This is a genomic window from Micromonospora sp. NPDC048887 (assembly GCF_040649715.1).
Taxonomy (GTDB): domain Bacteria; phylum Actinomycetota; class Actinomycetes; order Mycobacteriales; family Micromonosporaceae; genus Micromonospora.
The window spans coordinates 1-26,382 of the sequence record NZ_JBEZGA010000007.1 but is presented as its reverse complement, the minus strand read 5'-3'; the positions used below and the strand labels follow the sequence as shown (position 1 = coordinate 26,382).

Below are 26,382 nucleotides of genomic sequence, written 5' to 3'. Positions count from 1 at the left end.
CCAGGGTGGCCGCCGGTCCGTCCGGCGGCCCGGGTTCCGGTCAGAGCGGGCGTTGACCGGCGAGGAAGTCGGCCAGCACCCGGGTGTGCGTGGAGAAGGCCAGCTCGACCGGCTCGGTCAGCACCAGCCACTCGGTGGCCTCCTCGGTGGGCGCGGACGGCGGCAGGTCGCCGGCCGGCCGTTCGGGCAGCACGCCGAAGACCATCATGGCGCCGCCCGCCGGTGCGCCGTGCACCGCGAACAGCCGCGCCTCGCCGGCCTCGGCCAGCAGCCCGGTCTCCTCCCGCAGCTCACGCACGAGCGCCTCGGACCACTCCTCGCCGTACTCGATGAAGCCGCCCGGCAGCGCGAGCTGCCCACGCGCCGGTTCGATGTCGCGGCGTACCACCACCACGCCGAGCCCGTCCGGCGTGCGTACCGGCAGCATCGCCACCGCCACCGGCAGCGGATTGCGCCACACCGTCTCGCCGCAGGACGGACAGACGCGCGGCCACCCGGCGCCCGCCGGGTAGGCCGCGCCGCAGAACGAGCAGTGCGAGTACGCGGTCACGCCGCAGCACGTTACCCGCACCCGCCCCCGGAGGTCAGGCCTCGCCCCCTCGACCGGCGAGCTGGGCGCGTGCCTCCATCAGGGCGAACCCGAGCAGGTTGCCGCAAGTCCGCCACCGTGGATGTCACCGCTGGCCGACTCCACCGCAGGCACCCTCGCCGCACCGGCCGCACCGCACCGGCCTCGCTGGCTCGCTGGCTCGCCGCGCGCGTCGCCCGTCGCCACGGCTGGCCCGGAGCCCCGCTTCCTGCCCCTGTGGAGCGCGACACTCCACATCGAGAGAAGCCCGTTCCGCATCCCGGGACGCGGGTAGATCTTGGCAGGAAAGGGCCCTTATGGGGGCCGTTTCCTACCAAGATCTTAAAAACCCCGGCGAGGGCGACCGGTGAAGCGTGTCATGGGACGCGAATGCGGTGGGGCAACGAGCCGAGCACGCCGGACTGGGGCGAGCGCACTCGGTCAGCGGGACGCGACCGGTGCCACCGGAGAGGCCGCCGACCTCAGCAAGCCGGACCCGAACAGCCCGAGCCCCGGGGTGAACACCAACTCCCCACCACCTCCGCCGATCTTGCACTTTGGTGCCCGGCAATCCGCGCGGAGCGGACACCGAAAGGGCTCAAAGTGCAAGATCGGCGAGGAGGGGGTGACCCGGAGGGCGTCAGGGAGTGGGGGTGCCGGTGTAGAAGGCCTGGACCCGGGCGGCCGCGGCTCGGGCCTCCTCGGCCGGGGTACCTGCCTCGACGCTTGCCGCTGTCCAGCCGCTGCTGGACTCGGCGATGAAACGCAGGCCGTCGGGCGAGGCCATCCACTCGGCCGCGGCGGCCGGGTCGACGCCCGTGCCGTCGGCGGCGAAGTGGGAGGCCAGGCCGAGCAGCGCCAGGTCCCAGCCGATGCCGACCGCGCCCGGACCGTACTCGGCCCACCGGTCGTCGTCGACGTGCGCGACGTGTTCCAACTCGAACCGGGTACGCCCCGGGCCGGCTTCGCGCAGCCGTACCTCGATCCAGCTCACCTCGCCGCCGAACTCCCAGGTGGCGGCGAAGCCGTGCGGCGGGTCGCAGCGTTCGACGACGCCACCGGCGTTGCCCTCCAGCTGGTACCGGCCGCCGAGGCTCAGGTCGCCGGAGATCGGCAGGAACCAGCGGGGTATCCGTTCCGGATTGGTGCAGGCGTCGAAGACGTCGGCCACCGGTGCGTCGTACGTCTGGGCGATGGTGAGCACCCGCGCCTGCCCGGCGGGCAGCGTACGGTCGCCGATGCGGCGCTCGACGGCGCTGATCTGTCCGGTCACGTCCATCATGGGTCGGTCCTCTCGTCGGTGGTGTCCTCGCGCAGCCGTCGTTCGCGGCGGCCCCGGGCCAGCTCGGTGGCGAGCGCCGTCAGCGGCGGCGTCCAGAAGCGGCGGAACCCGTCCAGCCACGCGTCGATGTCGCGCAGCGGGGCGGGGTCCACGGCGTAGAGGCGGCGGGTGCCCTCGGCGCGCACTGTGGTGAAGCCGTGTTCGCGCAGCACCTTGAGGTGCTGGGAGACGGCGGGCTGGCTGATGCCGAACTCGCGCCGCACGGTCTCGCCGAGCGTGCCGGCGGGCTGTTCGCCGTCGGCGAGCAGCTCCAGGATCCGGCGGCGGACCGGGTCGCCGAGGACGTCGAAGGCGTGCACGACCCATGTATATCAGGAGAGGCTTATATAAGCCAGGACTGACGCAGCAGGCTACGCGGGGCGCCCGTCGCACCCGGGCGCCCCGCGTACCCCCGTGGGTCAGCCGCCGAGACGAGCGGCGACGGTACGGCGCAGCTCGGGGAGGCGGTCGTGCAGCAGCCCCGGGCACTGCGTGTTGTTGAAGTCCTTGTGCCCGTAGATCTCGGTGGGCGCGATGCCGTACTGCTGGCAGGTGAACGCGCAGAACGTGACGAGGCTGTTCCAGAGCGCCTGCGGCGGCTGCACGTCCACGTAGATGCCGTCGTTCTCGATGCCGATGGCCTGGCTGTTCTGCCCGACGCAGTGCGCGCCCTGCACCATGGTCTGGCCGTGCAGCAGCGCGTAGAGGCTGCCGTGCCGGCCCTCGGTCAGGTAGCCGCCCCGGCTGTTTGTGAAGTGCTGCCCGGAGTCGAGCCAGCCGTTGCCGTCCATGTGCAGGTCCTGGATGTCGCGGGAGTTCCGGTACGCCTGCGCCAGGCTGTAGTCGGTGGTGTTCGGGAACGCCGTGTGATGGACGATGATCTTGTTGGGCCGGCTCGACACCACGCTCACCGGCGACGAGGGCTGGCGGGCGCCCCAGGTCGCGCAGTTGGCGATGGTCGGCTGGTCGACCCGGGTGGCGGCGGCCCGCGCGCCGGGACCGGCGCCGATCTGGGTCAGCGCGCCGACGCCGGCGGCGGCGCCGAGCAGGACCGCGCCGCGCAGCACGGTCCGCCGGGGTACGGGAACGGACATCGCAACCTCCTCGCGGAAGGGGAGCGCCGGATCTTCCGGTACGCCGGGCGTGGCGGGACCGGCACCGCCCGCCACGCCCGGGCCGGGCTCAGCAGGGTCCGTTGCAGGCCAGCACGCGCAGCCGGTCGAGTGAGCCGTTCCAGACGTTCTGGTCACCGGGGAAGATCCCGGAGGAGGACCACTGCCAGAACGAGTACGTGCCCCAGCCCGCCGGCAGCGTGCCGACGCTGCTTGCGTAGCGGGCGATCCACAGTGGGTTGTTTGCGGCGAACTGCGAGGTGTTGCCGGTGCAGGTGCTCCACCAGTCGGTGGTCGTGTAGATGGTGGCCCACCGGCCGGTGCGGGCGTAGTACTGGTTGACGAACGAGGCGATCCAGCTGCGCATCGACGCCTGGCTCAGGCCGTAGCAGGTCGCGCCGTAGGGGTTGTACTCGATGTCCAGCGCGCCGGGCAGCGTCCGGCCGTCCTTCGACCAGCCGCCGCCGTGGTCGACGAAGTAGTTGGCCTGGGTGGCGCCGCTGGTGGTGTCGGGGCGGGCGAAGTGGTACGAGCCGCGGATCATCCCGACGTTGTACGAGCCGTTGTACTGCTGGGCGAAGTACGGGTTGGTGTAGTACGTGCCCTCGGTCGCCTTGACGTAGGCGAACCGGGCGCCGTTGGCCCACGCCCCGGACCAGTTCACGTTGCCCTGGTAGCTGGAGACGTCCATGCCGGGTAGTCCGGCCGGGGCGGCGGAGGCGGGAGCCGTCCCGGACAGGGCCGCCGCGGCGACGGTGACGGTGGCGAGCAGCGCGGCTCCGGCCACGCGCAGCGCCGATCGGATCGATCTGTGCATCTGTCCTCCCTGGGGGTTGCCGCGCTCCGGCGGCGGGAGTATGACGAAGGGAACTGTCGTCATTAGGGCACAGGGCGGAGAAACTTTTCAATAGATTGCATCGAAGAATTTCACTGAATAGGGCGCTCAGCCGAGCTGGGCGAGCGCCTCGGTGGCGGCGCGCTCGCCGGCGGTCACCGCGCCCTCCAGGTAGCCGCTCCACCGGGTCGCGGTCTCGGTGCCGGCCCAGTGCACCCGGCCCACGGGCGTGCGCAGTTCCGGGCCGTACGCGCACCACGCGCCGGGTGGCAGGACGCCGCAGAAGCAGCCGCGCGTCCACTCGTCTGCCGACCAGTCGTACTCGACGAGGTCGTCGGGGCGCGCGGCGGCCGGGCCGAAGATCGCGGCGAGCGCGTCGCACAGCGCGTCCCGGCGCGCGTCCTCAGCTAGCCGGCGCAGCGCCCGGGCCTGTGCGCCGTAGCTGAACGCGGTGAGCACCCCGCCCGGCGCTCCCGGCAGCGAGTTGTCCACCGTCTCGGTGAGCGGCCCGGTGTCGGTGCTGGACACGCCGGATCGGCCGTCGGCCCGCCAGAACGGCTCCGGGTAGAGCGCGTGCACCTTGAGCGCCACGCCCATCGGCATCCGCTGGGTCAGCCCGTCGCGCAGCGGCGGCAGCGGCGGGTCGTACCGGATGCGCCCGGCCAGCGTCGGTGCCAGCGCGACCACCACGGCGTCGCCGCGGTGAGTCTCGCCGCCGGAGCGCACCCGCACGCCGTCGCCGTCCTGCGCGACGCCGTCCACCGGGGCGCGCAGGCACAGGCTCCCCGGCGGCAGCGCGGCGGCCATCCGCTCGGCCAGCGCGGCCGGACCACCTGCCACGCGGTCCTGCTGGGCGCCACCGGCCATGCGCAACAGTGAACGGGTGCCGCCGCCGCTGCGCAGGTAGAACAGCATGTGCAGCAGCGAGACCTCGTCCGCCGAGGCGGCCAGCAGCCCACCGGCGAGCATCCGTGCGGCGTACCCGGCGGTGGCCGGGTCGGCCGCGCTCGCGTCGAGCCAGCCGCCGAACGTGATCCGGTCCCACCGGGCCGCCTCGTCCGCCCGCCACGGCGCGGCCGGGTCGAGCCCGGCCGCCATCTCGTCGAGCGTGTCAAGCAGCGCGGACAGCCCCGGTGGCTCGCCGGTGGCCGGGCGTCCGCCGAGCAGCAGCGTCGCCGCGCCCCGCGTGGGGGAGGGGAACGTGGTCAGGCCGTACGCGGCGACGAGCGCGTACATCCGCTCCTGGGTCGGGCCGATCCACTGCGCGCCGAGATCCAGCCAGCCGCCGCCGGGCAGCGGGCGGCTGAGCGTCCGTCCGCCCACCCGGTCCCGGGCCTCCAGCACCCGTACCTCGGCGCCTGCGGCGTCCAGGGCGAGCGCGCAGGCCAGGCCGGAGAACCCGGCGCCCACGACGACGACCCGGTGGCGGCGCACGCGACGGCGTACCCCGCTCCCGGCCGGATTCACCCGGCCCGGCGTGTCGAAACCGGCGCCCACCGTTCGTGTGGAGGGTGAAGGGGCGGCGCGGGGCCGTCCCCGGCGGTGAGGAGACACCGATGAAGCAGTACCTGATCAGCATGTACCAGCCGGCCGGCCAGGGCCGTCCGGACCCGGAGTTCCTGGCCGGGGTGATGCGCGAGGTCGAGGCCATCGGCCGGGACCTGCGGGAGGCGGGCTGCTGGGTGTTCGGCAACGGCCTGCACGACCCGCAGACCGCCACCGTGCTGCGCCCGGCCGGTGACGAGGTGCTGGTGACCGACGGGCCGTTCGCCGAGGGCAAGGAGTACCTGGGCGGCGTCACCATCATCCGGGCGCCCGACCTGGACGCCGCGCTGGACTGGGGCCGCCGCTACGCCCTCGCCACCACGCTGCCGATCGAGGTCCGCCCGTTCCAGGGCGAGGGATGACCGCTGTCGAACGGGTCTTCCGGGCCGAGTACGGCCGCGCGGTAGCCGTCCTGGTCCGCCTCCTCGGCGACATCGACCTCGCCGAGGAGGCGGTCCAGGAGGCGTTCACCATCGCGGTGACGCGCTGGGCCGCCGACGGCCCGCCGGCCAGCCCGGCCGGCTGGATCATCACCACCGCCCGGAACCGGGCGATCGACAGGTTGCGCCGTGAGGCGACCCGGGCCGCCCGGCACGCCGAGGCCGCCCTGTTGCACGCCGCCGACCCGCCCGCCGAGGAGGGGCCCGTGCCCGACGACCGCCTGCGCCTGATCTTCACCTGCTGTCACCCGGCGCTCGGCACCGGCGCCCGGGTGGCGTTGACGCTGCGCCTGCTCGGCGGCCTGAGCACCGCCGAGATCGCGCGGGCCTTCCTGGTGCCGGAGCCGACGATGGCCCAGCGCCTGGTCCGGGCCAAGGCGAAGATCCGCGACGCCGGCATCCCGTACCGGGTGCCGCGCGACGCGGACCTGCCGGACCGGCTGCGCGGGGTGCTCGCGGTGGTGTACCTGATCTTCAACGAGGGGCACACGGCGAGCGCGGGGGACCGTCTGGGCCGCGCCGAGCTGGGTGCCGAGGCGATCCGGCTGGGCCGGCTGCTGGTCACGCTCATGCCGGACGAGCCGGAGGCGCTCGGCCTGCTCGCGCTGATGCTGCTCACCGAGGCCCGCCGCGACGCCCGGACCGGCCCGGACGGCGTGCCGGTGTCGCTGGCCGAGCAGGAGCGCGGCCGGTGGGACCGGGAGCTGATCGCCGAAGGGCAGGAGCTGGTCCGCCGCTGCCTGCGCCGGAACCGGCCCGGCCCGTACCAGATCCAGGCCGCGATCGGCGCCGTGCACGCCGACGCGCCCGCCGCCGCCGACACCGACTGGCGGCAGATCCTCGCGCTCTACGACCAGCTGGCCGCCGTCGCGCCCGGGCCGGTGGTGGCGCTGAACCGGGCGGTCGCGCTGGCCGAGGTACGCGGGGCGGCGGCCGGACTGGCCGAAGTGGAACGCCTGGACCTGGCCGGCTACCACGTGTGGCACGCGATCCGGGCCGACCTGCTGCGCCGGCTGGACCGTCCGGCGCGGGCGCGGGCCGCGTACGACGCGGCGATCGCCGGCACCGGCAACGCGGCGGAACAGACGTTCCTGCGGCGTGCCCGCGACCGCATGGCGGGATGATCGCACCGACAGTGCACGTAGGAGGCGCGAAGTGGGCACGTGAGGCCCGTGATCATCAAGGCATTGACGCGGCGGCAGAGAAAAGTACACTCCCGGTGTAATTAGTTTTCCGCGCTCCGTCGACCGCCACGAGGTGACGATGAGCCCACCGGGCACAGCCACCGACGATCAGGGCCTGGCGCTGCACCGCGTCGGCGTCCGCTTCGGCGGCCTGACCGCCCTCGACGACGTCTCGCTGCGGGTGCCGCCCGGCCGGGTCGTCGGCGTGATCGGGCCCAACGGCGCCGGCAAGACCACGCTGTTCAACGTGGTCTGCGGGTTCGTCCGGCCGACCGGCGGATCGCTCACACTGGACGGCAGGCCGTTCCGGCCCCGCCCGCACGCCCTCACCCGCCTCGGCATCGCCCGCACACTCCAGGGCGTCGGCCTGTTCGCCGGCCTGACCGTGCTGGAGAACGTGGTCGCCGGAGCCAGCCACACCGCCCGCGCCGGGTTCGCCGCCGCCCTGTTCGGCCTGCCTCGCAGCGACCGGGACGAGCGCCGGCTGCGCGCCCTGGCCATGGACCTGCTCGCCGAGCTGGGCATCGAGAAGTATGCCGACGCCGCCCCGGCCACCCTGCCGTACCCGGTGCGCAAGCGCGTCGCGCTGGCCCGCGCGCTGATCGCCCGGCCCCGGCTGCTGCTGCTCGACGAACCGGCCGGCGGCCTCGGCGCCGACGACGTGGCCGAACTGGCCGACCTGGTCCGCGCGCTGCCCGGACGCGACGACGGCTGTGCCGTGCTGCTCGTCGAGCACCACATGGACCTGGTCATGTCCGTCTGCCACGAGCTGGTGGTGCTCGACTTCGGCAAGGTGATCGCCGCCGGTGACCCGGAGAGCATCCGCGACGACCCGCGGGTCACCGAGGCGTACCTCGGGGCCGACGTGCCGGCCGAGGGGAGCACGACGTGACCGCCGTGCTGGAGGTGGAGGCGCTCAGCTGCGGCTACGGCCCGGTGCCGGTGCTGCGCGACGTGGCGTTCGCCGTTCCGGCCGGCACGGTCACCGCCGTGCTGGGCGCCAACGGCGCGGGCAAGACCACGTTGCTGCGTACCCTCTCGGGTCTGCTGCGGCCCACCGGCGGCCGGGTCCGGTACGCGGGGGAGGACCTGCGTGGTGTCCGGGTGGAACACCTGGTCCGGCGCGGCCTGGCGCACGTGCCGGAGGGACGCGGCGTCGTCACCGAGCTCACAGTGGCGGAGAACCTGCGCCTCGGCGGGCTGTGGCGGCGCGACCGGGCCGACGCCCGGCGCGCGCAGGACGAGGTGTACGAGCTGTTCCCCGCCCTGGCCCGCCGCCGCGACCACGCCGGGCACCAGCTCTCCGGCGGGGAACGGCAGATGCTCGCGATCGGCCGGGCGCTGATCGCGCGACCCCGGCTGCTGCTGCTCGACGAGCCGTCGCTCGGGCTGGCGCCGAAGGTCACCGCGCAGATCATGGCGCTGCTACGGCGGCTGCGCGACGAACGCGGGCTCACCGTGCTGCTCGTCGAGCAGAACGTGCGTTCCGCGCTGTCCGTCGCCGACCAGGGCATCGTGATGTCGCTCGGGCGGGTGGTGACTGCCGCGCCGGCCGCCCGGCTGCGCGACGACGACCAGCTCCGGCACGCGTACCTCGGATTCTAGGAAGGGGTGGCGGATGCAGCGGTTCTGGTTCCTCACCTTCGACGGGCTCGCCACCGGGGCGGTCTACGCGGCGTTCGCGCTCGCGCTGGTGCTCATCTGGCGGGCCGCCCGGGTGGTCAACTTCGCCCAGGGCGCGATGGCGGTGGCCACCGCCTACATCGGGTACGCGGTCGTCTCCGCCACCGGCTCGTACTGGCTGGGCCTGGCCGCGGCGATCCTGTCCGGGCTGGCCCTGGGCGCGCTGGTGGAGCGGCTGCTGATGCGGTTCGCCGGGCCGGGCGGGCCACTGAACCAGGTGATCGTCGCGCTCGGGCTGGTGCTGGTCATCCAGGCGGTACTCGGCATGGTCTTCGGCAACGACTACCGGCCCGCCCCGGCGCCCTTCGACACCGACGCGCTCACCATCGGCGGGGTGGCCGCGCTGTCCCCGTACGACCTGTGGGTGCTCGGCGCGGCGTTGACGGTGGTGGCGTCGCTCGCGCTGCTGTTCACCCGTACCCCGGTCGGGTTGCGGATGCGGGCCGCCGCGTTCGCGCCCGAGGTGTCCCGGCTGCTCGGCGTCAGCGTCGGCCGGATGCTCACGCTCGGCTGGGCGCTCGCGGCCGGGGTGGGCGCGCTGGCCGGCATGCTCGTCGTCCCCACCGGACTCGGACTGCACTCGCACGCCATGGACCTGGTCTTCGTGGTCGCGTTCACCGCCGCCGTGGTCGGCGGCCTGGACAGCCCGGTCGGCGCGGTGGTCGGCGGCCTGCTGGTCGGGCTGATCCTGTCCTACGTCACCGGCTACCTCGGACCGGACACCACCCCGCTGGCCGTCCTGGTGCTGCTGCTGGCAGTCCTGCTGGTCCGCCCCGGCGGGCTCTTCTCCGCGGCGAGAGCGAGGCACGTGTGACGACCACCCCCACCGAGATCGCGCCCGCGGCACCGTCCCCGCTGCGGCGGCTGCTCCCCGGCGCACCGGCCGGACGCGAGGCGCGCGGCTCCACGCTGCTGCGTCACCTGGCGCTGGCCGTGTTCGCCGGCACGCTCGTCGTGCTGGTCACCAACCAGCTCGCGCCGTACCAGAACCTCCAGGTGGCGCGCGTCTGCGCGTTCCTCTGCGTCACCGCCGGGCACACCGTGCTGGTCGGGCTCAACGGCCAGCTCTCGCTCGGGCACGGCGCGCTGATGGCCACCGGCGCCTACACGGTGGCGCTGACCCAGCGGGCCCTGGACGAGCGGGCCGTGTCCGGCTGGTGGACGCTGCCCGCGTCGCTGCTCGTGGCCGTCGCGGTGACCGCGCTCGGCGGGCTGGTGATCGGGCTGGCCGCGGCCCGGCTGCGCGGCCCCTACCTGGCCGGCGTCACGCTGGCCGTGGCGACGCTCGTCCCGGCGGTCACCACGATCTTCACCGGCGTGTTCAACGGCGAACAGGGCCTGCCGTTCCCGGCGCAGACGCCACCGGCGGCGCTCGGCGCCTACTTCCAGCCGGAACGCTGGCTGGCCTGGATCGCGCTGGCCGCCGCGCTGCTCACCATGCTGCTGCTGGCCAACCTGGTGCGCAGCCGCTTCGGCCGGTCCCTGCGGGCGGTACGCGACGACGAGGTCGCGGCCCGGCTCGCCGGCATCCCGGTGGCCCGCACGCAGGTGCTCGCGTTCGTGGTCAGCGCCGCCTGCGCCGGTCTGGGCGGCGGCGCGTACGCCATGATCACCGCCACCGTAGCGCCCGGCAAGTTCCCGCTGGACCTCTCGCTCTTCCTGCTCATGGCCATCGTGATCGGCGGGCTGGGCAGCCTGGCCGGCGCGGTCTGGGGAGCGGTGCTGCTGGTCGCGCTCCAGGATCTGCCCGGCCTGCTCACCGAACATCTCAGCCTCTCCGCCGGCCTGGCCCAGCGGCTGGAGGGCAACCTCGCGCTCGCAGTGTTCGGCCTGGTCCTCATCGTCGTCATGCTCGCCGCGCCGGGCGGCATCGCCGGTGGCGTCCGCGCCGCCCGCGCCCGGCTGCGCGCCGCGCTGCGCCGCCGCCGGGCCCCCCACCGGTCGCCGGACCGCTGACCTCACCGGTTCCACCCACCGTTCGCACCGCCGCACCGGATTGGAGAACCATGCGCCCCACCACCCGTCGCGTTCTCGCGGCCGCCGCAGGCCTGGCCCTGCTGGCCGCGTTGCCCGCCTGCGCCGACGACGAGAAGCAGGCCGCCGAGAACGTCCCCGGCGTCACCGACACCGAGGTCGTCATCGGCACCCACCAACCGCTCACCGGACCGGCCGCGCCCGGCTACTCGAAGATCTCCGCCGCCACCAAGGCGTACTTCGAGCACGTCAACAGCAAGGGCGGGGTGCACGGCCGGAAGATCGTCTACAAGGTCATGGACGACGGCTACAACCCGGCCAGCACCGAGAACGTCGTCCGCAAGCTGGTGCTCGACGACAAGGTCTTCGCGCTGCTCGGCGGCCTGGGCACGCCGACGCACACGAACGTGCTGGAGTTCGTCAAGACGCAGAAGGTGCCGGACCTGTTCGTCGCCTCCGGCAGCCGCAACTGGAACCAGCCGGACAAGTATCCGACGACGTTCGGCTGGCAGCCCGACTACACGGTCGAGGGCAAGATCCTCGCCGCCTACGTCAAGCGCGAGTTCCCCGGCGCGAAGGTCTGCCACTTCGGGCAGAACGACGACTTCGGGCGGGACTCGCTCGTCGGGGTGGAGCAGATCCTCGGCCCGGTGACGGCGAAGCAGACGTACACCACCACCAACCAGCAGGTCGGCCCGGCCATCGGGGCGCTGCGCGCGGCCGGCTGCCAGGTGGTGATCGCGGCGACCATCCCCGGCTTCACCGCGCTCGCCATGGGCCAGGCCGCCGGGCAGGGCTTCAAGGCGCAGTGGGTGGTCTCCAACGTGGGCGCCGACTACACCACGCTGGCCGCCCAGCTCGGCGACAAGAAGGTGATCCTCGAGGGCATGGTCGCCGACAACTACCTGCCGAACGTGGCCGACACCGCCAACCCGTGGATCCAGGAGTTCACCAAGATCCACCAGAGGTACAACGCGGGTAACCCGGTCGACGGCAACGCGATCTACGGCTACTCGATGGCGTACACGTTCGTCCAGGCGATGCTGGCCGCCGGGCCCGACCCCACCCGGGAGAAGCTGGTCGAGGCCGTGCGCAAGGGCGGCTTCCGCGGCCCCGGCCTGGTCCCCTTCCGGTACGCCGACGGCGTGCACGCCGGCTACGGCGGTGTCCGGCTCACCAAGGTGAGCAACGGTGTGCAGGAGTACTTCGGTCCCGCCTACACCACAGACGACGGTGCCGGCGCGGTCACCGAGTTCACCGAGCCGCCGACCGCTCCGCCCGCCGACGCGGTGCCGACCGCGTGAGGCGTACCGCCGGGCGGCCGGGTGCCGGTCGCCCGGCGGCACGCACGTAGAGTGGCCGCCGGTACCCGAGCACAGGAGATCCGTACCCATGATCGAGGTGGAGGCCGACCCGCCGGAGCGGGTGGACGGCCGCGCGGCGCGGGCCGAGCGCACCCGGGCGGCGATCGTGGAGGCGCACCTGGCCCTGATCGACTCCGGTGACCTGCGGCCCACCGGGGAACGGATCGCTGAGCGGGCCGGGGTGTCGCTGCGCACGCTCTGGACCAACTTCAAGGACATGGAGACGCTGTTCGCCGCGACCGGGCGGCGGGTCGGCGAGCGGCAGGCCGCACTCTGGCGGCCGGTGCCGCCGGAGCTGCCGCTGACCGCCCGGATCGCCGCGTTCTGCGACCAGCGCGCCCGGCTGCTGGAGGTGCTGGCGCCCTCGGCCCGCGCGTCGGCGCTGCGGGAGCCGTTCTCCCCGCAGTTGCGCCGCAACCGGGAGGCGGCCGTCGCCCGCGTCCGGCAGGAGATCGAGTCGGTGTTCGCCCCCGAGCTGGCGCAGGCCGGGCCGGGCCGGGAACAGTTGCTCGACGCGCTCACCGTGGCCGGCACCTGGTCGGCCTGGTCGATGATGCGCGACTCGATGGGGCTCGACGTCGACGCCGCCCGCGCCGTGATGGCCCGTACGCTCGGCGCGCTGCTGGTCGACGCGATCGCCGCCGGCCTGCGCTGAGCGCTCGCGCCGGCCTGCGCTGACGGTCCCGGCTCCCGGTCAGGCGATCTCGCCGGTGGTGGCCACCTCGCCGAGCTGGCCCAGCGTGCTCAGGTAGGTGTCGTGCAGCTCGTCGGTGGCCGCCGTGCACGCGTCGGAGACGGTGACGATGCGGTACCCGTTGTCGACCGCCTGGTAGGCGGTGGCGGCGATGGCCAGGTTCGTCGCGACGCCGGTGAACACCACGGTCCGCACGCCCCGGGCGCGCAGGATCAGGTCCAGTTCGGTGCCGGAGAATCCGCCGAGCCGGGTGCCGGTGACCACGATGTCGCCGGGCTGTCGCGCGACCTCGTCAACGATCCGGGTCTTCGGGTCGCCCTCCAGGAACGCCCCGCGTTCGGCGATCATGGCGAAGCTCGGGGTGTTGGTGATCAGGTCCGGATGGCCGGGCCGGTAGGCGACGCGGGTGAAGACCACCAGGCCGCCCGCCGCCCGCGCGGCGGCGGCGACCCGGGCCGCGTTCGCCGCCACGCCGTGCCGGGCCACCTGGCCGGCGAAGAACGGGCCGAAGACGCCGTCCGGGCTGACCACCTCGTGTTGCCAGTGGACGCCCACGACCGCTGTGTGTGCCCAGTCGATGCGCTGCATGGGGATCCCGTCACGGTGCGGAGAGCTGCTGCGGCGCCAGCTCGTAGCGGCTCAGGCCGCCGGCGGGGGTGCTCCTGCCGAAGGCGTCCAGGCGTCCCCAGCGGCCGGGGACGTCGAGCAACGCCACGTACTCGAGGTTAGCAGGCAGGGCGGGCCGGGCCACGAGATCGTCGCCGACCGGCCGGAGGCCGAGCATCGTCCGCAGGAGCAGCAGCGGCGCGCCGGCCGACCACGCCTGCGGGCTGCACGCGGTCGGATACCGGATCGGATACCGGGTCTCCGAGCGGGCGTGCCCGGCGAACGCCTCCGGCAGCCGGCCGTCGTAGAAGGCCGCCGCGTCCAGGATGCCGGCCGCGATGCGGGCCGCCTCGTCGGCGTACCCGTAGCGCCGCAGACCCCAGGCGATGAACGAGTTGTCGAACGGCCAGATGGTCCCGACGTGGTAACCGACCGAGGGCGGCGTCGCCGGTCCACCGCTCGTACTCGTCGAGCAGCACGAGGAACAGGGGAGTGACGTCCGCGCTGCCGAAGTAGGGGCTGTGCGGTGTCTCGTCGAAGACGGTCAGCTCGCCGTAGCGCATCTCGTGCAGGATCCGGCCCGGCTCCTCCTCCCGGAAGTCGTCGATCCGGCTGCCCTGACGGAAGGCGAGCACGGTGAGCGTGGTGGCGGCGAGTTCGGGCGCGAACGGCAGCGCCTGGAGGCTGGTGAGGATGCTGTCCCGGCCGAACAGGCACATGAACCAGGGCAACCCGGCCGCCAGCACGCACCCGGTCCCGGCGAGGAACGGGCTGAACCGCAGCGCGGCCAGGTCGATGAGGCTCTGCCGGTAGGTGTTCTGCAACGGCCCCCAGCTGGTCTCCAGGCGCGGCGCCCGGTCCAGCCACTCCCGTAGTTCGCCTGCCTTGTTCCGCTCGGCGCCGGCGGCCCGTCCCGGCAGGCGCAGCCGCTCCAGCCCGCGGGGCAGGGGGAGGTCCGGCTCGGCCGTCAGCCGGGTCTGCCACCGGCCGTGCGGTTCGATGTGCACGCGCAGCGTCAGGCCGTTCTCGTCCACCTCCGCCGGAGCCGTCGCGGACACGATCGTCTCGCGGCGGTAGCGTTCGCGCTGGTAACCCAGGACGAGTCGCGGGCCGTCGACCCGACGGTAGTGCCGCCCCTCGCGGTTCGTCGTGCCCTCCTTGACCGCGAAGAGGTCCGCGAAGTCCGTCCACCTCGATCCGCACGGTCAGGTCGACGGGCCGCCGGTCGTTGTTGACCAGGAGCAGGTCCTCCTGGAGTCCGCTGTCCAGCCGGTGGGTCCGGCGCACCTCGAGCGTGCTGTTGACGTAGACGTCCTGACTGCCCGGAACCAGGTAGAACCGGTTCTCGAAGTACTGGATGTCGTCGATGGACAGCGTGCTGAGCCGCTCGCCGTCGATGGTGAGCTGCCACCGGGACAGCAGACGGGTGTCGTGGGCGAACAGGCCGTGGGTGGCGTCGGCCGCCGGGACGATGTCGCCCGCCCGGTCGCAGACCAGGAAGGTCGTCCCGTCGAAGATGCCGACGTGGTCGTCACCCATCGTCGTCTCCCCGGTGTCGTGCCGGGCGCGAGCCGGGCGGGGAGGGGAACAGCCGGCGTACGGTCGCGAACAGCCGCGGGCTGCCCTCCACCTCGGCCTCGCCGCGCAGGACGGTGGTCAGGAAGTACGCCTCGCCTCGCGCGATCCGGTCGAAGACGGCCCGGTCCGCCCGGACGACCGCGTCTCCGCCGGTGGCCTGCCGCGTCGCCGTGACCTCGCCCCGGGCGACGGAGACCAGCCAGTGGTCGACCGAGCCGTCGCCGGCGATGTCGAACCGGACGGTGCCCTCGTGCAGCGCTGTCGGCCCGCGCTGCCTGCGCTGCCCCAGGCTCCGGAAGAACTCTTCGGTGGCGTCGACCATCGGCCCTCCTTCCGATGGCGCTATTCCCCGCAACGGGGCCCGTCGTCTCACCCGGAACGGGTGAAAAACGGCGGATCTATTCCTCGCGCAGCAGGCGCAGGATGCGGGCCAGCTCGGCCCGGTCCTCCGGTGCGAGCGCGCCGAAGAACCGTTCCGCCTCGGTGGCCCGCGCCTGCCGGATCGCGGTGCCCACCCGCTCGCCCTCGGCGGTGGGGGCGACCAGCGTGGCCCGCCTGTCACCCGGGTCGGGCCGCCGCCGCACCAGGCCACGTTCCTGCAACCCGTCGATCACCTCGGTGGCCGAACGCGGGGCGATGCGCAGGTGCTCGGCGAGCGCGCCGGGCCGCAGCGCGCCGTGGCGCATCAGCACGCCGAGTGCCCGCGCCTGCCCGGGGCTGATCTCCCACGGTTCCAGCGCACGCTTGGTCTGGTGCCGCAGCCGGCGGGTCACCGCCCAGAACGTCTCGGCCAGGCTCTCGTCGCTGCCGCTCACGGGGAATACGGTAACAGGCTTTCGTGTTGTTCCCTCATGTTGAGGTAACCTCAGCATTGTTGGTGGCAGCATCGTCCCCCACACGAGGAGCACCCTTGGATCGCATCCCCGACGGCCGCCGCGACGGCCGAACCGTCTCCCCGGCCGAGAAGGCCCAGGCCCGCGACGTGTCCCTGCGCCGCATCGGCGGCCTGTTCACCGCCCACCGAGGCCCGCTCGCCACCGTGGTGGCGATCATCGTGGCGTCCTCGATCATCGCGATGGCGACGCCTTTCCTGCTGCGTACCGTGATCGACAGGGCCCTGCCGGAGCGTGACCTGACGCTGCTGGCCTGGCTGGTCGCGGGCATGGTCGCGGTCGCCGCCGTGACCGCCGTGCTCGGCGTCGTCCAGACCTGGATCTCCACCCGCGTCGGCCAGGAGGTCATGCACCGGCTGCGCACCGACGTCTTCGCCCACCTCCAGCGGCAGTCGATCGGCTTCTTCGTGCGCACCCGCACCGGCGAGGTCCAGTCGCGCATCACCAACGACATCGGCGGCATGCAGTCGGTGGTCACCTCCACCGCCACCTCGATCGCCGCCAACCTCACCACGGTGGTCGCCACCACCATCGCCATGCTGGCGCTGAGCTGGCGCCTCACGCTCGTCTCGGCGGTCGTGCTGCCGCCCGCGCTCTGGCTCACCCGCCGGGTCGCCCGGCTGCGCCGGGAGATCACCGCCCAGCGCCAGCGGGAACTGGCCGACCTCACGGTGACCATCGAGGAGGGGCTGTCGGTAAGCGGCGTGCGGCTGGCCAAGACGCTCGGCACCGGCCCCGCCCTGGTCGACCGGTTCACCACCTCCTCGGCCCGCCTGGTCGACCTGGAACTGCGCTCGGAGCTGGCCGGACGCTGGCGGATGGCCGCCATGAGCATCGTCTTCGCCGCCATCCCGGCGGTGATCTACCTGGGCGCCGGCCTGCCCGGCACCGCCGGCACGCTCACCATCGGCACGCTCGTCGCGTTCACCGCGCTGCAGGGCAACCTGTTCCGGCCGCTGATGGGCCTGCTCAACGTCGGCGTCACGCTCACCGCGTCCCTGGCCCTGTTCGCCCGCATCTTCGAATACCTCGACCTGCCCGTCGAGGTCGCCGAGCCGGATCGCCCGGTCCCGCTGGACCCGGCCACCGCCCGTGGCCACCTGCGCGTCGAGGACGTCACCTTCAGCTACCCGGGCAGCGACACCGCCGCCCTGGCCGGCGTCAGCCTGGACGTCCCCGCCGGCACCAGCCTCGCCCTGGTGGGGGAGACCGGCTCCGGCAAGAGCACACTCGCCGCGCTGATCAGCCGGCTGCACGACCCGGACGCCGGCCGCGTCACCATCGACGGGATCGACCTGCGCGACCTGCGCCCGGCCGACCTGGCCGCCGTCGTGGGCGTGGTCAGCCAGGAGACGTACCTGCTGCACGGCACCGTGCGGCACAACCTCCGGTACGCCCGCCCCGACGCCACCGACGCCGACATCGAGGCCGCCGCCCGCGCCGCGCGCATCCACGACCTCATCAGCGCGCTGCCCGACGGGTACGACACCATGGTCGGCTCACGCGGCCACCGGTTCTCCGGCGGCGAGCAGCAGCGCCTGGCGATCGCCCGGACCCTGCTGCGCGACCCGCGGATCCTGGTGCTGGACGAGGCGACCAGCGCGCTGGACACCGAGACCGAGCGCGCGGTCCAGCGGGCGCTGGACGAGCTGGCCCGGGGCCGCACCGTGGTGACCATCGCGCACCGGCTCTCCACCGTCCGCGACGCCGACCGCATCGCCGTCCTCGACCACGGCCGGATCGTCGAATCCGGCACCCACGACGCGCTGCTGGACCGGCGCGGCCGCTACGCCGCCCTGGTCGGCTGAGCACCGGCCCGCGCGGTGCCGCCGGTGCCGGGCCCGGCGGGCTCGTCGGGGCCGCTTTCGCTGCCCGGCCCGTCGGGCCCGTCGGGGCCGCTTTCGCTGCCCGGCCCGGCGGCGCCGATGCCCGACGCCAGCTCCAGGGCGGCCCGGATCGGGTCGCCCGCCCAGCGGCTGGCGAACGCCTCGTGCAGCCGCCACCCGGCCCGGATCAGCGTGCGCTGCCGTTCCAGGTGCGCCGCCGCACCGTCCGGGTGCACCCCGCAGATCACCCCGACGGCGTCGGCGTCCCCGCCCACGCAGAGGTCGACGCGCCACCGGCCCACCGGATATCCGGGCCGCACCGGCAGCCCGAGCCGGCTCAGCTCCTCGGCCAGCTCGGCGGTCCAGCCGGTCACCGGCACCGCCTCCGGCGCGACGGGTGGCCGGTCCGCGTAGGCCAGGAAGTCACCCACCAGGCCCTCCGGCGAACGCAGCGAGGTGACCACTGTCAGCCGCCTCCGGGCCCGGGTGACGAGCACGTTGAACAGGTTCGGCCCGGCGGCGAACCGGTGCCGTGCCGGCGGGTCGCCGTCCACCAGCCCGAGTGAGGCGATCACCACGTCCGCCTCGCTGCCCTGGAACGCGTGCACCGTGCCCGAGCGCAGGCCGAGGCGCTCGATCTCGTCGACGTCGTACGCGGCCAGCAGCGCCGCCTCCACCGCGTCCGCCTGCGCGCGGAACGGGGTGACCACCGCGATGCCGCCCGGCGGGGGATCGGCGGCGAGTCGCCGTACCAGGTCGAGGACGGCGGTGACCTCGGCCTGGTTGACGCCGTCGACAACGCTCGCACCCTCGACGGTCACCACGTCGATGACGTCGGCGCGCTCGTTGCGCGGATGCCGGGTGACCAGTTCCAGCCGGTCGCCGTAGAACCGGCGCGCGGAGAACCCGATCAGGTGCGGCACGGACCGATGGTGCTCGCCCAGCCAGGTGACCGGGGCGGCGCCGGTGGCCACGTCGAAAGCGCTGGACCGGCGTACGTCGAGCCGGTCGCCGAAGCGTTCCAGACCGTGCCGGCGCAGGGTGGCGGCCACGTCCACGTCGGCCACGAACGACACGAACCGCAGCTGCCGGGGGTCGCCGGCCACCAGCGCCCGCCGGGCCCGGGCCAACGCCGGCGCGGCCCGCAACTGGTCGATGTGCGCGGCCTCGTCGAGCACCACCAGGTCGAACATCCCCGGCATCGGGGGCAGCAGGTCCTCGACGTCGGTGACCGTGCCGACCCACAGCGGCAGCGCCCGTACCAGCGCCCGGGCGTCCAGCCCGGCGAGCAGTTCGCGGCGGCGGTTGCGTCCGGCCCGCAGCGCGGCGGCCAGGCCACCCGTGGCACGCCGCGCCGCGTCGCTCCACCGGTGGGCGCTCGTCGCCCGGTGGCGCATCGCCGTGCCGACGGCCTCGGCGAGCGCCGCCTCGGCGGTGGCCAGGGCACGCCAGGAGCCGGCCAGGTCGGTACCGCCGGTGGCCGCCAGCCGCGCCGCCGCCCGTACCGCGCCCGCCGCCTCCACCGCTGTTCGCAACCGTTCCGCGGGTACGTCGCCGCCGCTGAGCCGGCGCAGCCGTGTCCCGGCCCGCGACCGCCGCCAGCGCCGCCACCAGCCGTCACCGGGTGCCGTCGACGCCACCAGCGTGGTGTGGACCGCGTCCAGGTCGGTGTCCGGGTCGAACAGGTGGGGGAGGTCCCGGCTCAGGGCGGGCAGCAGCGGCTGCCAGTCGGGCAGCGTGGCGGCCCGGTGTTCCTGGTCGAGGGCGGCGGTGATCGCGTCCGACAGGGCGCGTACCCGGTCGGCGGCGGACGCCACGGCGGCCTCGGCGGTCCGCAGTGTGGCGTCGTCGGTCCCGGCGCCCGCGCCGCCGGCCAGATCGGCGGCGATCGTCTCCCGGCGCTCGGCGTCGCCGAACAGCACCGGTGCGGGGCCGCTGTGCCGGCGCAGCAGTTCACCGAGCACGTCGGCGGCGTGCACCGACTGGGTGGCCACGAGCACCGACCCACCCCGGTCCACGGCGTCCAGCGCGGCGGCGACCAGGGCGTGGCTCTTGCCGTTGCCCGGTGCGCCCGAGACGACCACCACCGGTTCGACGCGGGTACGCCGCACCACGTCACGCTGGGCAGGACTCAACGGCAACGGCGACAGCACCTCCGCCTCGCCGGCCACGCCACCGGCGTCCGCGCGCCGTCTGCCGTCCGCGCGCCGTCCGCGGCGGCCGCCTCGGACGTTGCCGCCGACTGGGACGGTCTCGCCGCCCTGGCCGGTGTAGAGGCGACTCAGGGCCGTGTCCGCCAGCCCGGGCCGGACCGCCCAGGCGAGCAGCGTGTCGCGTAGCCGGCCGCCCAGCACGTCGCGGGTGGTGAAGAGCGCGGCGGCGGCGACGCCGACAAGTGTCTCGTCGTCGACGCGGCGGGGCGGTCGCGCCTGCACCGTCGCGAGCTTCAGGCCGGCGGCCTCGGCGGCGGCGGTGATCCACGCCCTGGTGCCGGGCGCACCGAGCCAGCCGGATCCGGCCAGCCCGGGGGCGGCCTCCAGCCGGCCGGCGAGGTCCCGATCCTCGATCAGCGTGGTCAGTTCCAGGTCACCGGCCGGCACGATCCGGTAGGTCCGGCTGGTGCGCTCCAGGCGTACCGGCTGGGCCAGTAACGGCACGCGGACCCGCCGGTGGCTGCCGTCGAGGTCGGCGCCGCCGACGACGAAGGCCAGACCCCGGCGCAGGATCCGCTGGTCGCGGTGCAGCGCGTCGAGGGCGGCCAGCCGGTCCAGCCGGGCGTCGCGCGGCGCGCGGTCGGGCCCGGGCAGCCAGATGAGCGGCCGGCCGGCGCCGGAGACGTCGAAGGCCCGCTCGGCGCCGGCCGGGGCCAGGTCGGCGAGCGCGGTGAGGATCTCGGCCGCCTCCATCGCCCGCGATTGTGCCGTACGTGCTCCCGGCCCGGCCACCGCCGAACGACGCCGCCGGGCGACGGAATGTAGGAAACCTTTGCCAAGACATTCATCTCTGTAGCTATTTACCCGGCGGGACGGCTGCCCTAGCATCGATTTACATCGTTGTCGATGAAGAGGAGAGGTCGATGTCCCTGACGTTCACCGCGGCCCGGATGCGCGTGCCCGCAGTGCTCACTGTCGCCGTCGTCGCCGGTGCGATGCTCGGCGTGCAGCCCGCGCAGGCCGCCCGGCCGGGCTTCCGGATGCCGTTCCTGTGCGGCCAGACCTGGCAGGGCAACAACTGGAACGGGCACAGCCCGGCCCACGCCATCGACTGGAACCACTACGACGCCAGCGGCAGCCCCGACGACCTCAACCGCCGGACGGTCGCCAGTGCCGCCGGCACCGTGCTGGAGTCGTACTACTCCACCACCTCCGGCTACGGGAACACCATCGTGATCGGGCACGGCGACGGCTGGCGCACCCGGTACGCCCACCTCAACTCCCGGGCCGTGGAGAAGGGCGACACCGTCAAGCGCGGCGACGTCATCGGGCGGGTCGGCGCGACCTCGGCGAAGTACGACCTCAGCCCGCACCTGCACTACGAGCAGATCCACGACGGCAGCGTCGTGGTGGCCGTCGTCCAGGGCGTCACCTGGTCCGACGGGCTCAAGCGCAACCAGACCAGCACCAACGCCTGCTGACCGGCGCCGGGACCCGATCCGACGCCGCCGTCCCGGCCTGACTGGCGGGCTCAGACCGCCGGCGGCTCCGGGCCGTCCGCCCGCGACCGCTGTCCCGGGGCCGGACGCGGCGCGGGCGGGGGGAGCAGCGGCTCCAGCGGGGTGAACGACTCGACCGGACCGTCCGGCTGTGCGCCACGCCGCCCCTGCCCCGGGCCGGTGCCCGCCCCGCCGGGCGTCCCGCGCGCGTCCGCCGCCCGGTCGCGCTGGTCGCGCCGGTCGTGCTCCTCGGCGTACCCGGCGCGACGGCGGGCCAGGTCGCGCTCGCACTCCAGTGCGATGCGCTGCTCCCAGTACGGCTGGAGCAGCCGGCGTACCCGCTCGTCCAGGTGCACTGTGACGTCCGGCTCGCAGGTGAACGTCACCTCGCCGTGCGCGTACGTCCAGGGCGGCGGGTCGTCGTCGGCGAGCGCGGCGGTCAACGCGGCGTGCAGGTCGCGCGGGCGGTGCGGCGGCACGTCCACCGCGTACCGGACCGCGAGCCGGTGCAGGCGCTGCGTGGCCTGCCGCTGGAAGTAGTCCACGTACCAGCCGAACAGCTCCGGCCGCGCCGAGTCCGACGACCAGGTGTAGGTGGCCCGGACCAGGAACACGTACACCTCGCCCTGGGCCGGCACCGCGAGCGGCTCCGGGACGCGCCGGTCGACTGTGGTCACCGGCGTCACCGGCTCCTCGGTCCACCAGAGCTGCCGCAGCGTCGGCTGCGCGCCGTCCCAGAAACGCCGGGCCCGTACGCGCGCCGCCTCGCCGAACGCCCGCGCCCGCCCGGCCCACCGCCGTCGGCCGTCCGCCGGCACGCCGGGCTCCGGCGGGCCGCCGGCCGGTTCGGGCCCCTCCGGCACCGCGGTCATCGCACCCCCTCCATGCCGGATCGCGGCACCGTGTCCCGCGGCGTCGGGACGCGCGGGCCGTCGGGCGAGGGGTGGCCGGACCGCCGTGGCGGTCCGCGATCCACGCTAACAACCCCGACCGGTGTACGCGCGCAGCCGCGCGCACGGCGCGTTCGGCCGGTGCCGCCCGCTCCGGCGGGTGCGGGGCCGGATGCTGACCGATCGGACGAGCCGTCCCGTAGTCCTATCCGTGGGACTCGGAGCGGTTTCGGTCCCGTTCACGGGACCAACCATCCAGACTCGATGATCACGCCTTGATCGGGCTCCGTCGCGCTTCGTAGCGTGAGGATCCGCCATCCGCCGGGGAGGACCACACCACATGGGCGTAGACGCTCGCGACGCCGCCGGCCGGACCGTGCAGTTCGTGCGTTCCCTGGCCGAGCGGCAGTACGACCGGGTCTGGACCCCGGACTTCCTGGACCTCACCCCCGACGTGCAGGGCTTCGCCGTCTTCCACCGTGGGGGCCTGGTGCTTGTCTACGGCGCGGTGTCACCAGACGACCCGGCCCGCTGGTTCTTCCGGATGGCGTGCGCGGCCGGCGCCGACGTGCCGGACATCTCCGGGGCGATGGCGTGGGCGAACATCCGCAACCGGCTGGCCGAGGCCGGGCGCTACTACTGCGTCGTGAAGGCCGACCAGAGTGCCTGCCACGTGGTGTTCGCGCTCGACGTGCGCAGCCCGCTGCTCGACGACGTGACCGCGCCCGACGCGCACGTCGTGCGGGAACTGCTCCACTTCTCGCTGGCGGTGTGCGTCCACAACGCCACCGCTGACTTCCGCGACCTGGCCTCCTATCTGCCGGCGCGACCGTTGGCACCGACCGAGATCGACGCCTGGACCCTGTTCGCCGGCACCCAGGACTGATCGCGCAGCAACGGTTCGCCGGCTCGGCGCAGTCCGGAGAGCTGCACAAATATCTCCCGCTTCGCGGTGACGACGCCACGGCGGTTCAGGACGTAGCCGGTCAGCCAGATCCAGCCGGTGTGCGGCACCTCGGGGCCGACCGACACGACCCGGAACGTCAGCGCCCGGTCGCCGCCGAACTGCACCGACGCGCGGCCGTCGACCTGCAGGAGGTGGCCGGGTTGCGGGCGCACCGCTACCAGTGGCCGTCGTTGGGCGGGCGGCACTCCCGGGCGTGCATGGTCTGCCAGTCCCGCAGGGCGCGCTTCAGCCTGTCGTTCTCCTGCGCGAGCAGGCGTACCCGGCGGTGCAGTTCGGTCAGCTCGTCGGCGACCAGGGCCTGGAACTCGCGTACCTGCTCGGGGTCGACGCCCTGCCTGCGGGCGTCGAAGGCGTGGGTGCGCACCTCGTGCGGGGTGAGCCGGGAAGGTAGGCCGGTCAGGTAGAGCCGGCCGGGTCGGTGCAACGTCACTTCGGTCCTTCCATGAGCGGGGGACAGGTGTGGAAGGGCGGGCCGTCCGCACGCCGGCTGCGGACGGCCCGCCCGCTCCGCCCCCGCAGCCCGGATCGGCGGTACGGAGGCGGAGCAGTCCGGAGGGTCGGGACGGGTACGCGCACCCGCCCCGACAGGGGGATGAGCCGAACCCGTTGCCACGCGAGGAACGGCCCGGCATCAACTATCTAGACATGTCAGATGAGTCAACGCTGCTTGTTAGGCGCGTCGCGGTGTGATCGAATCGGATCGCCACGCGAGGAGTGCAATGCGAGAAGTGCCGGATTACTGGCGCATCGCCGACGATGTGATCGCCGACGTCAGAGGAAAGAAGCTGAAGCCGGGGGAGAAGCTGCCCTCGATCGCCGAGCTGCGCGAGCGCTACGACGTCAGTCACGGCACCGTGCAGATGGCGTATGCGCGTCTCGAAGCCTTGCGGGTGATCCGGCGGCAGCAGGGCAAGGGCGTCTTCGTCACCGATCCGAAGACCTGGATGAGAGAGCCGTAACCGGCGTCCGTCCAGCAAACCCCACCGGCCGGCTCGCGCCGCCATACTGTCGGCGATGGCTGCTGACGTGCGTACCGAAGACGGTTGTCGCCTGTGGGCCGAGCAGGTCGGCGCCGGGTCGCCGCTGGTGCTCTGTCACGGCGGCCCCGGCGTCTGGGACCACCTCGGCCCGGTCGCCCGGCTGCTCGGCGAGCACGCCCGTGTCATCCGGTGGGACCAGCGTGGTTGCGGGCGCTCCGAGCGGCGTGGCCCGTACTCGATCGGCCGTTTCGTCGCCGACCTCGACGCGGTACGCGAACACCTGGCCGGACCGCGAACGGCGGTGCTGGGCCACTCGTGGGGCGCGCACCTGGCGCTGCGGTACGCGATCGAGCACCCGGAGCGGGTCAGTCACCTGATCTACGTCTCCGGCACCGGCATCGACGCCGAACGCGGCTGGCATCCGCACTACGAACGCAATCTCCGGCGGCGGCTCGGCTCGCACCTGAAGCGGTGGGAGGCGCTTGGCGCGCGGGAGCGCACCCCGGCGGAGGACCGGGAACGGGCGGTCCTGCAGTGGTCGGCCGACTTCGCCGACCCCGAGGCCGCCATGACGCACGCCGAGGACATGGCCACGCCGTGGCTGGGCGTCAACAGCGACTGCAACCGGGCGATCAACGCCGAGGTCAAGCGGGAACTGCGCACCTGCGACATCGCGGCGCGGTGCCGGACACTCGACCTGCCCGTGCTGATCATCGACGGACCCGAGGACATCCGTCCCCGCTGGGCGTCGACTCGCTGGCGAAGGCGCTGCCGAACTGCGAGCGGGTCAGCCTCCCCGGATCGGGTCATCTGCCGTGGGTCGAGAATCCGCGCGACTTCCGCCGGGCCGTGGCCGCCTTCCTCGCCTCCGTGCCGTGAGGCGGAGACGGACGGTGGTAAGGCTGACGGGTATCTGACTTCAGGCTCAGCCGTGTGTACGAAGATCCGCTAAGGTCACCCAAAGCACCCGCGTCGCTGCTTTGCGTATCGCTTGCCGATCATCTGGAGGTGTGATGGCGCCGACCAGGCGTTCGGCCGTGCTTATCGGAGTGAACACCTACGGGGCCGACCCGCAGTTGCCTGCGCTGCGCTTCGCCGAGGACGATGCGCGGGAGATGCGAGCCGTGCTGTTGGACCCGACCATCGGCACCTTCGACGACGTCGATCTCTTCGTAGGCCCTGACGCCAGATGGCGCAACATCAAAACACGGCTCCGTGAGATCGCTATCGATTCCCGCCCCTCCGACCTTCTGCTTGTCTACTTCGCCGGTCACGCGCTGGTGCCCGACTGGAACAGCCAACTCGACGCGTACCTGGTCACCGCGGACCTGGACCCGGCCACGCTGCGTAAGGAACCCGACGACGGGTTGCGGCTGGCGTTTCTGAAGCGCGACGTGTTCGAGACGTTCGCCGGGACGTCCTTCCTCATCCTCGACTGCTGTCATGCGGGGATCTATCGAGATGCCGCCCTGCAGCACGCCGAGGTGGTGCAGACCTACCGCACGCAGGTTGATCGACACAGCGCACTTCTCGCCTGCCCCAACGGCTCGGCCGCGCGGGAGAGCGACGAACACCAACACGGCTTGCTGACCCATCATCTACTACGTGGTCTGCGTGGCCAGGCTGGCGACAACGGGCGCGTGTCGTTCGGCCAACTGGCCGAGTATGTCGCGTCGCAGGGTCTTGAACCGCCACCCGTACCGCTCGTCCAGACCTACGCACCGACCACAGCCCTCACGCACCCGCCGGTGTCACGCCACGAGCGTCAAAAACTGACCTCCTCTGCCAGCCCTGGCACGATCCAGCCGGTCAAGAGCCCTCTCGATGACCGCGCAAGTTCAATCCTGCAGATGCTCAGCCGAGTGTTTCCGGCCAGTTCTCAGCCATCTCCGCCGCATCAGCAAGCCCAAGTCGGACGCGTGGAACTCATCCGACACGCCCTCGATGCCGAGTCTGCGGCAGTCGTCGAGTTCTCGGGCGGCCGGATCGGCGTGGTCAACTCGACCGCCCGTTTCGACAGGGACGAGCTGTGGCCGCTGCTTGAGCGCAGTGCCCCCGACACCATGCAGTTCCGCACCTCGGTCCCGGGGCACATCGTCTCGGATGACTCCGACCGGCGCCTGCTCTGCGTACCCGTGTCGTTCGACAACGACCGGACGCTCGCGCTGATCGTAGTGTCAATCCCCTGGAATCGTGGAGGGCTCCGTTATGCGGCCTGGGCCTCCAGGGCGCGGGTCTCTGGTCGTTCGTAGTCGGCGGGTGAGCGCCAG

Annotated in this window: 27 protein-coding genes and 1 pseudogene; 14 read left to right on the top strand and 14 right to left on the bottom strand. The window is 73.4% G+C overall.

Translation table 11 applies throughout. From position 1 onward, the window contains the following. Nucleotides 1-40 precede the first annotated feature (40 nt). From AB0C17_RS13375 to AB0C17_RS13350, 6 genes are all read right to left on the bottom strand, one after another. A complete protein-coding gene (locus AB0C17_RS13375; RefSeq protein WP_357478548.1) occupies nt 41-550 on the bottom strand; it encodes an NUDIX domain-containing protein in 510 nt (169 codons plus the stop codon). 658 nt (nt 551-1,208) lie between these two features. After that, the gene (locus tag AB0C17_RS13370) at nt 1,209-1,850 is read right to left on the bottom strand and encodes an SRPBCC family protein (RefSeq protein ID WP_357383139.1); all 642 of its coding nucleotides are present in this window, start codon (nt 1,848-1,850) and stop codon (nt 1,209-1,211) included. Continuing rightward, nucleotides 1,847-2,209, bottom strand: a complete 363-nt coding sequence (locus AB0C17_RS13365; RefSeq protein ID WP_357383141.1) for a metalloregulator ArsR/SmtB family transcription factor — start codon at nt 2,207-2,209, stop codon at nt 1,847-1,849. Before AB0C17_RS13365 ends, AB0C17_RS13370 begins: the two co-directional genes overlap by 4 nt. 99 nt (nt 2,210-2,308) lie before the next feature. Continuing rightward, nucleotides 2,309-2,983, bottom strand: a complete 675-nt coding sequence (locus tag AB0C17_RS13360; protein WP_357478545.1) for a peptidoglycan recognition family protein — start codon at nt 2,981-2,983, stop codon at nt 2,309-2,311. A gap of 88 nt (nt 2,984-3,071) precedes the next feature. Continuing rightward, nucleotides 3,072-3,818: a lysozyme gene (locus AB0C17_RS13355; RefSeq protein ID WP_357383145.1), complete on the bottom strand. Its 747-nt coding sequence runs from the start codon at nt 3,816-3,818 to the stop codon at nt 3,072-3,074. Nucleotides 3,819-3,944: 126 nt separating this feature from the next. Continuing rightward, nucleotides 3,945-5,333, bottom strand: coding sequence for an NAD(P)/FAD-dependent oxidoreductase (locus AB0C17_RS13350; RefSeq protein WP_357478542.1), 1,389 nt, complete (start codon nt 5,331-5,333; stop codon nt 3,945-3,947). A 59-nt stretch (nt 5,334-5,392) separates the two neighbouring features. Here AB0C17_RS13350 and AB0C17_RS13345 point away from each other — a divergent pair, with 59 nt between their 5' ends. From AB0C17_RS13345 to AB0C17_RS13310, 8 genes are all read left to right on the top strand, one after another. After that, entirely contained in the window at nt 5,393-5,743 is a 351-nt protein-coding gene (locus AB0C17_RS13345) for a YciI family protein (protein ID WP_064445706.1), read from the top strand. Further along, the gene (locus AB0C17_RS13340) at nt 5,740-6,945 is read left to right on the top strand and encodes a sigma-70 family RNA polymerase sigma factor (protein ID WP_357383149.1); all 1,206 of its coding nucleotides are present in this window, start codon (nt 5,740-5,742) and stop codon (nt 6,943-6,945) included. Before AB0C17_RS13345 ends, AB0C17_RS13340 begins: the two co-directional genes overlap by 4 nt. Nucleotides 6,946-7,084: 139 nt before the next feature. Continuing rightward, nucleotides 7,085-7,897 carry an ABC transporter ATP-binding protein gene (locus AB0C17_RS13335; protein ID WP_357383151.1) on the top strand — a complete coding sequence of 271 codons (813 nt, stop codon included), beginning with the start codon at nt 7,085-7,087 and terminating at the stop codon, nt 7,895-7,897. Beyond that, nucleotides 7,894-8,610, top strand: a complete 717-nt coding sequence (locus AB0C17_RS13330; RefSeq protein ID WP_357383153.1) for an ABC transporter ATP-binding protein — start codon at nt 7,894-7,896, stop codon at nt 8,608-8,610. The genes AB0C17_RS13335 and AB0C17_RS13330 overlap by 4 nt, the downstream gene beginning before the upstream one ends. 13 nt (nt 8,611-8,623) lie before the next feature. Beyond that, a complete protein-coding gene (locus tag AB0C17_RS13325) occupies nt 8,624-9,502 on the top strand; it encodes a branched-chain amino acid ABC transporter permease (RefSeq protein WP_357383155.1) in 879 nt (292 codons plus the stop codon). After that, entirely contained in the window at nt 9,499-10,644 is a 1,146-nt protein-coding gene (locus AB0C17_RS13320) for a branched-chain amino acid ABC transporter permease (protein ID WP_357383157.1), read from the top strand. The genes AB0C17_RS13325 and AB0C17_RS13320 overlap by 4 nt, the downstream gene beginning before the upstream one ends. A 50-nt stretch (nt 10,645-10,694) precedes the next feature. Then, nucleotides 10,695-11,966, top strand: coding sequence for an ABC transporter substrate-binding protein (locus tag AB0C17_RS13315; protein ID WP_357383159.1), 1,272 nt, complete (start codon nt 10,695-10,697; stop codon nt 11,964-11,966). An 88-nt stretch (nt 11,967-12,054) separates the two neighbouring features. Then, complete coding sequence (locus tag AB0C17_RS13310) at nt 12,055-12,681, top strand: TetR/AcrR family transcriptional regulator (protein ID WP_357383161.1); 627 nt, start codon at nt 12,055-12,057, stop codon at nt 12,679-12,681. 39 nt (nt 12,682-12,720) lie between these two features. Here AB0C17_RS13310 and AB0C17_RS13305 read toward each other — a convergent pair whose 3' ends face one another. The 4 genes and pseudogenes from AB0C17_RS13305 to AB0C17_RS13290 form a co-directional block, all read right to left on the bottom strand. Beyond that, a complete protein-coding gene (locus AB0C17_RS13305) occupies nt 12,721-13,308 on the bottom strand; it encodes a cysteine hydrolase (protein ID WP_357467603.1) in 588 nt (195 codons plus the stop codon). A gap of 10 nt (nt 13,309-13,318) precedes the next feature. After that, nucleotides 13,319-14,865, bottom strand: a pseudogene (locus AB0C17_RS13300) (glycogen debranching N-terminal domain-containing protein). Further along, a complete protein-coding gene (locus tag AB0C17_RS13295; protein ID WP_357383167.1) occupies nt 14,858-15,226 on the bottom strand; it encodes an SCP2 sterol-binding domain-containing protein in 369 nt (122 codons plus the stop codon). Before AB0C17_RS13295 ends, AB0C17_RS13300 begins: the two are co-directional and overlap by 8 nt. A 76-nt stretch (nt 15,227-15,302) precedes the next feature. Beyond that, the gene (locus tag AB0C17_RS13290) at nt 15,303-15,719 is read right to left on the bottom strand and encodes a MarR family transcriptional regulator (protein WP_357467599.1); all 417 of its coding nucleotides are present in this window, start codon (nt 15,717-15,719) and stop codon (nt 15,303-15,305) included. A 95-nt stretch (nt 15,720-15,814) separates the two neighbouring features. On the opposite strand from AB0C17_RS13290, the gene AB0C17_RS13285 reads away from it, so the two are divergent. Further along, nucleotides 15,815-17,605, top strand: coding sequence for an ABC transporter ATP-binding protein (locus AB0C17_RS13285; RefSeq protein ID WP_357383172.1), 1,791 nt, complete (start codon nt 15,815-15,817; stop codon nt 17,603-17,605). Here the strand turns inward: AB0C17_RS13285 and AB0C17_RS13280 are convergent. Next, complete coding sequence (locus AB0C17_RS13280; protein ID WP_357383174.1) at nt 17,584-20,529, bottom strand: AAA domain-containing protein; 2,946 nt, start codon at nt 20,527-20,529, stop codon at nt 17,584-17,586. The two genes, AB0C17_RS13285 and AB0C17_RS13280, sit on opposite strands and share 22 nt — an antisense overlap. A 170-nt stretch (nt 20,530-20,699) precedes the next feature. Here AB0C17_RS13280 and AB0C17_RS13275 point away from each other — a divergent pair, with 170 nt between their 5' ends. Beyond that, nucleotides 20,700-21,257: a M23 family metallopeptidase gene (locus AB0C17_RS13275; protein ID WP_357383176.1), complete on the top strand. Its 558-nt coding sequence runs from the start codon at nt 20,700-20,702 to the stop codon at nt 21,255-21,257. A gap of 50 nt (nt 21,258-21,307) precedes the next feature. Here the strand turns inward: AB0C17_RS13275 and AB0C17_RS13270 are convergent, their stop codons facing one another. Further along, the gene (locus AB0C17_RS13270; RefSeq protein ID WP_357383178.1) at nt 21,308-22,147 is read right to left on the bottom strand and encodes a hypothetical protein; all 840 of its coding nucleotides are present in this window, start codon (nt 22,145-22,147) and stop codon (nt 21,308-21,310) included. Between the two features lie 358 nt (nt 22,148-22,505). Between AB0C17_RS13270 and AB0C17_RS13265 the strand changes: the two genes are divergently transcribed. Beyond that, nucleotides 22,506-23,051, top strand: coding sequence for a hypothetical protein (locus AB0C17_RS13265; protein WP_357383180.1), 546 nt, complete (start codon nt 22,506-22,508; stop codon nt 23,049-23,051). Here the strand turns inward: AB0C17_RS13265 and AB0C17_RS13260 are convergent. Further along, nucleotides 22,979-23,284 (bottom strand): hypothetical protein, encoded by a 306-nt coding sequence (locus AB0C17_RS13260; RefSeq protein WP_357383182.1) that lies wholly within the window; start codon nt 23,282-23,284, stop codon nt 22,979-22,981. The two genes, AB0C17_RS13265 and AB0C17_RS13260, sit on opposite strands and share 73 nt — an antisense overlap. 2 nt (nt 23,285-23,286) lie before the next feature. Beyond that, on the bottom strand, nt 23,287-23,562 hold the full coding sequence (locus tag AB0C17_RS13255) for a DivIVA domain-containing protein (RefSeq protein WP_357383184.1): 276 nt from the start codon (nt 23,560-23,562) through the stop codon (nt 23,287-23,289). A gap of 289 nt (nt 23,563-23,851) precedes the next feature. Here AB0C17_RS13255 and AB0C17_RS13250 point away from each other — a divergent pair, with 289 nt between their 5' ends. The 3 genes from AB0C17_RS13250 to AB0C17_RS13240 all read left to right on the top strand — a co-directional run bounded on the left by AB0C17_RS13250 (nt 23,852) and on the right by AB0C17_RS13240 (nt 26,364). Continuing rightward, complete coding sequence (locus AB0C17_RS13250; protein WP_357478539.1) at nt 23,852-24,091, top strand: winged helix-turn-helix domain-containing protein; 240 nt, start codon at nt 23,852-23,854, stop codon at nt 24,089-24,091. A 55-nt stretch (nt 24,092-24,146) separates the two neighbouring features. Further along, on the top strand, nt 24,147-25,064 hold the full coding sequence (locus tag AB0C17_RS13245) for an alpha/beta hydrolase (RefSeq protein WP_357478536.1): 918 nt from the start codon (nt 24,147-24,149) through the stop codon (nt 25,062-25,064). Nucleotides 25,065-25,125: 61 nt separating this feature from the next. Continuing rightward, complete coding sequence (locus AB0C17_RS13240; protein ID WP_357478533.1) at nt 25,126-26,364, top strand: caspase family protein; 1,239 nt, start codon at nt 25,126-25,128, stop codon at nt 26,362-26,364. Nucleotides 26,365-26,382 lie beyond the last annotated feature (18 nt).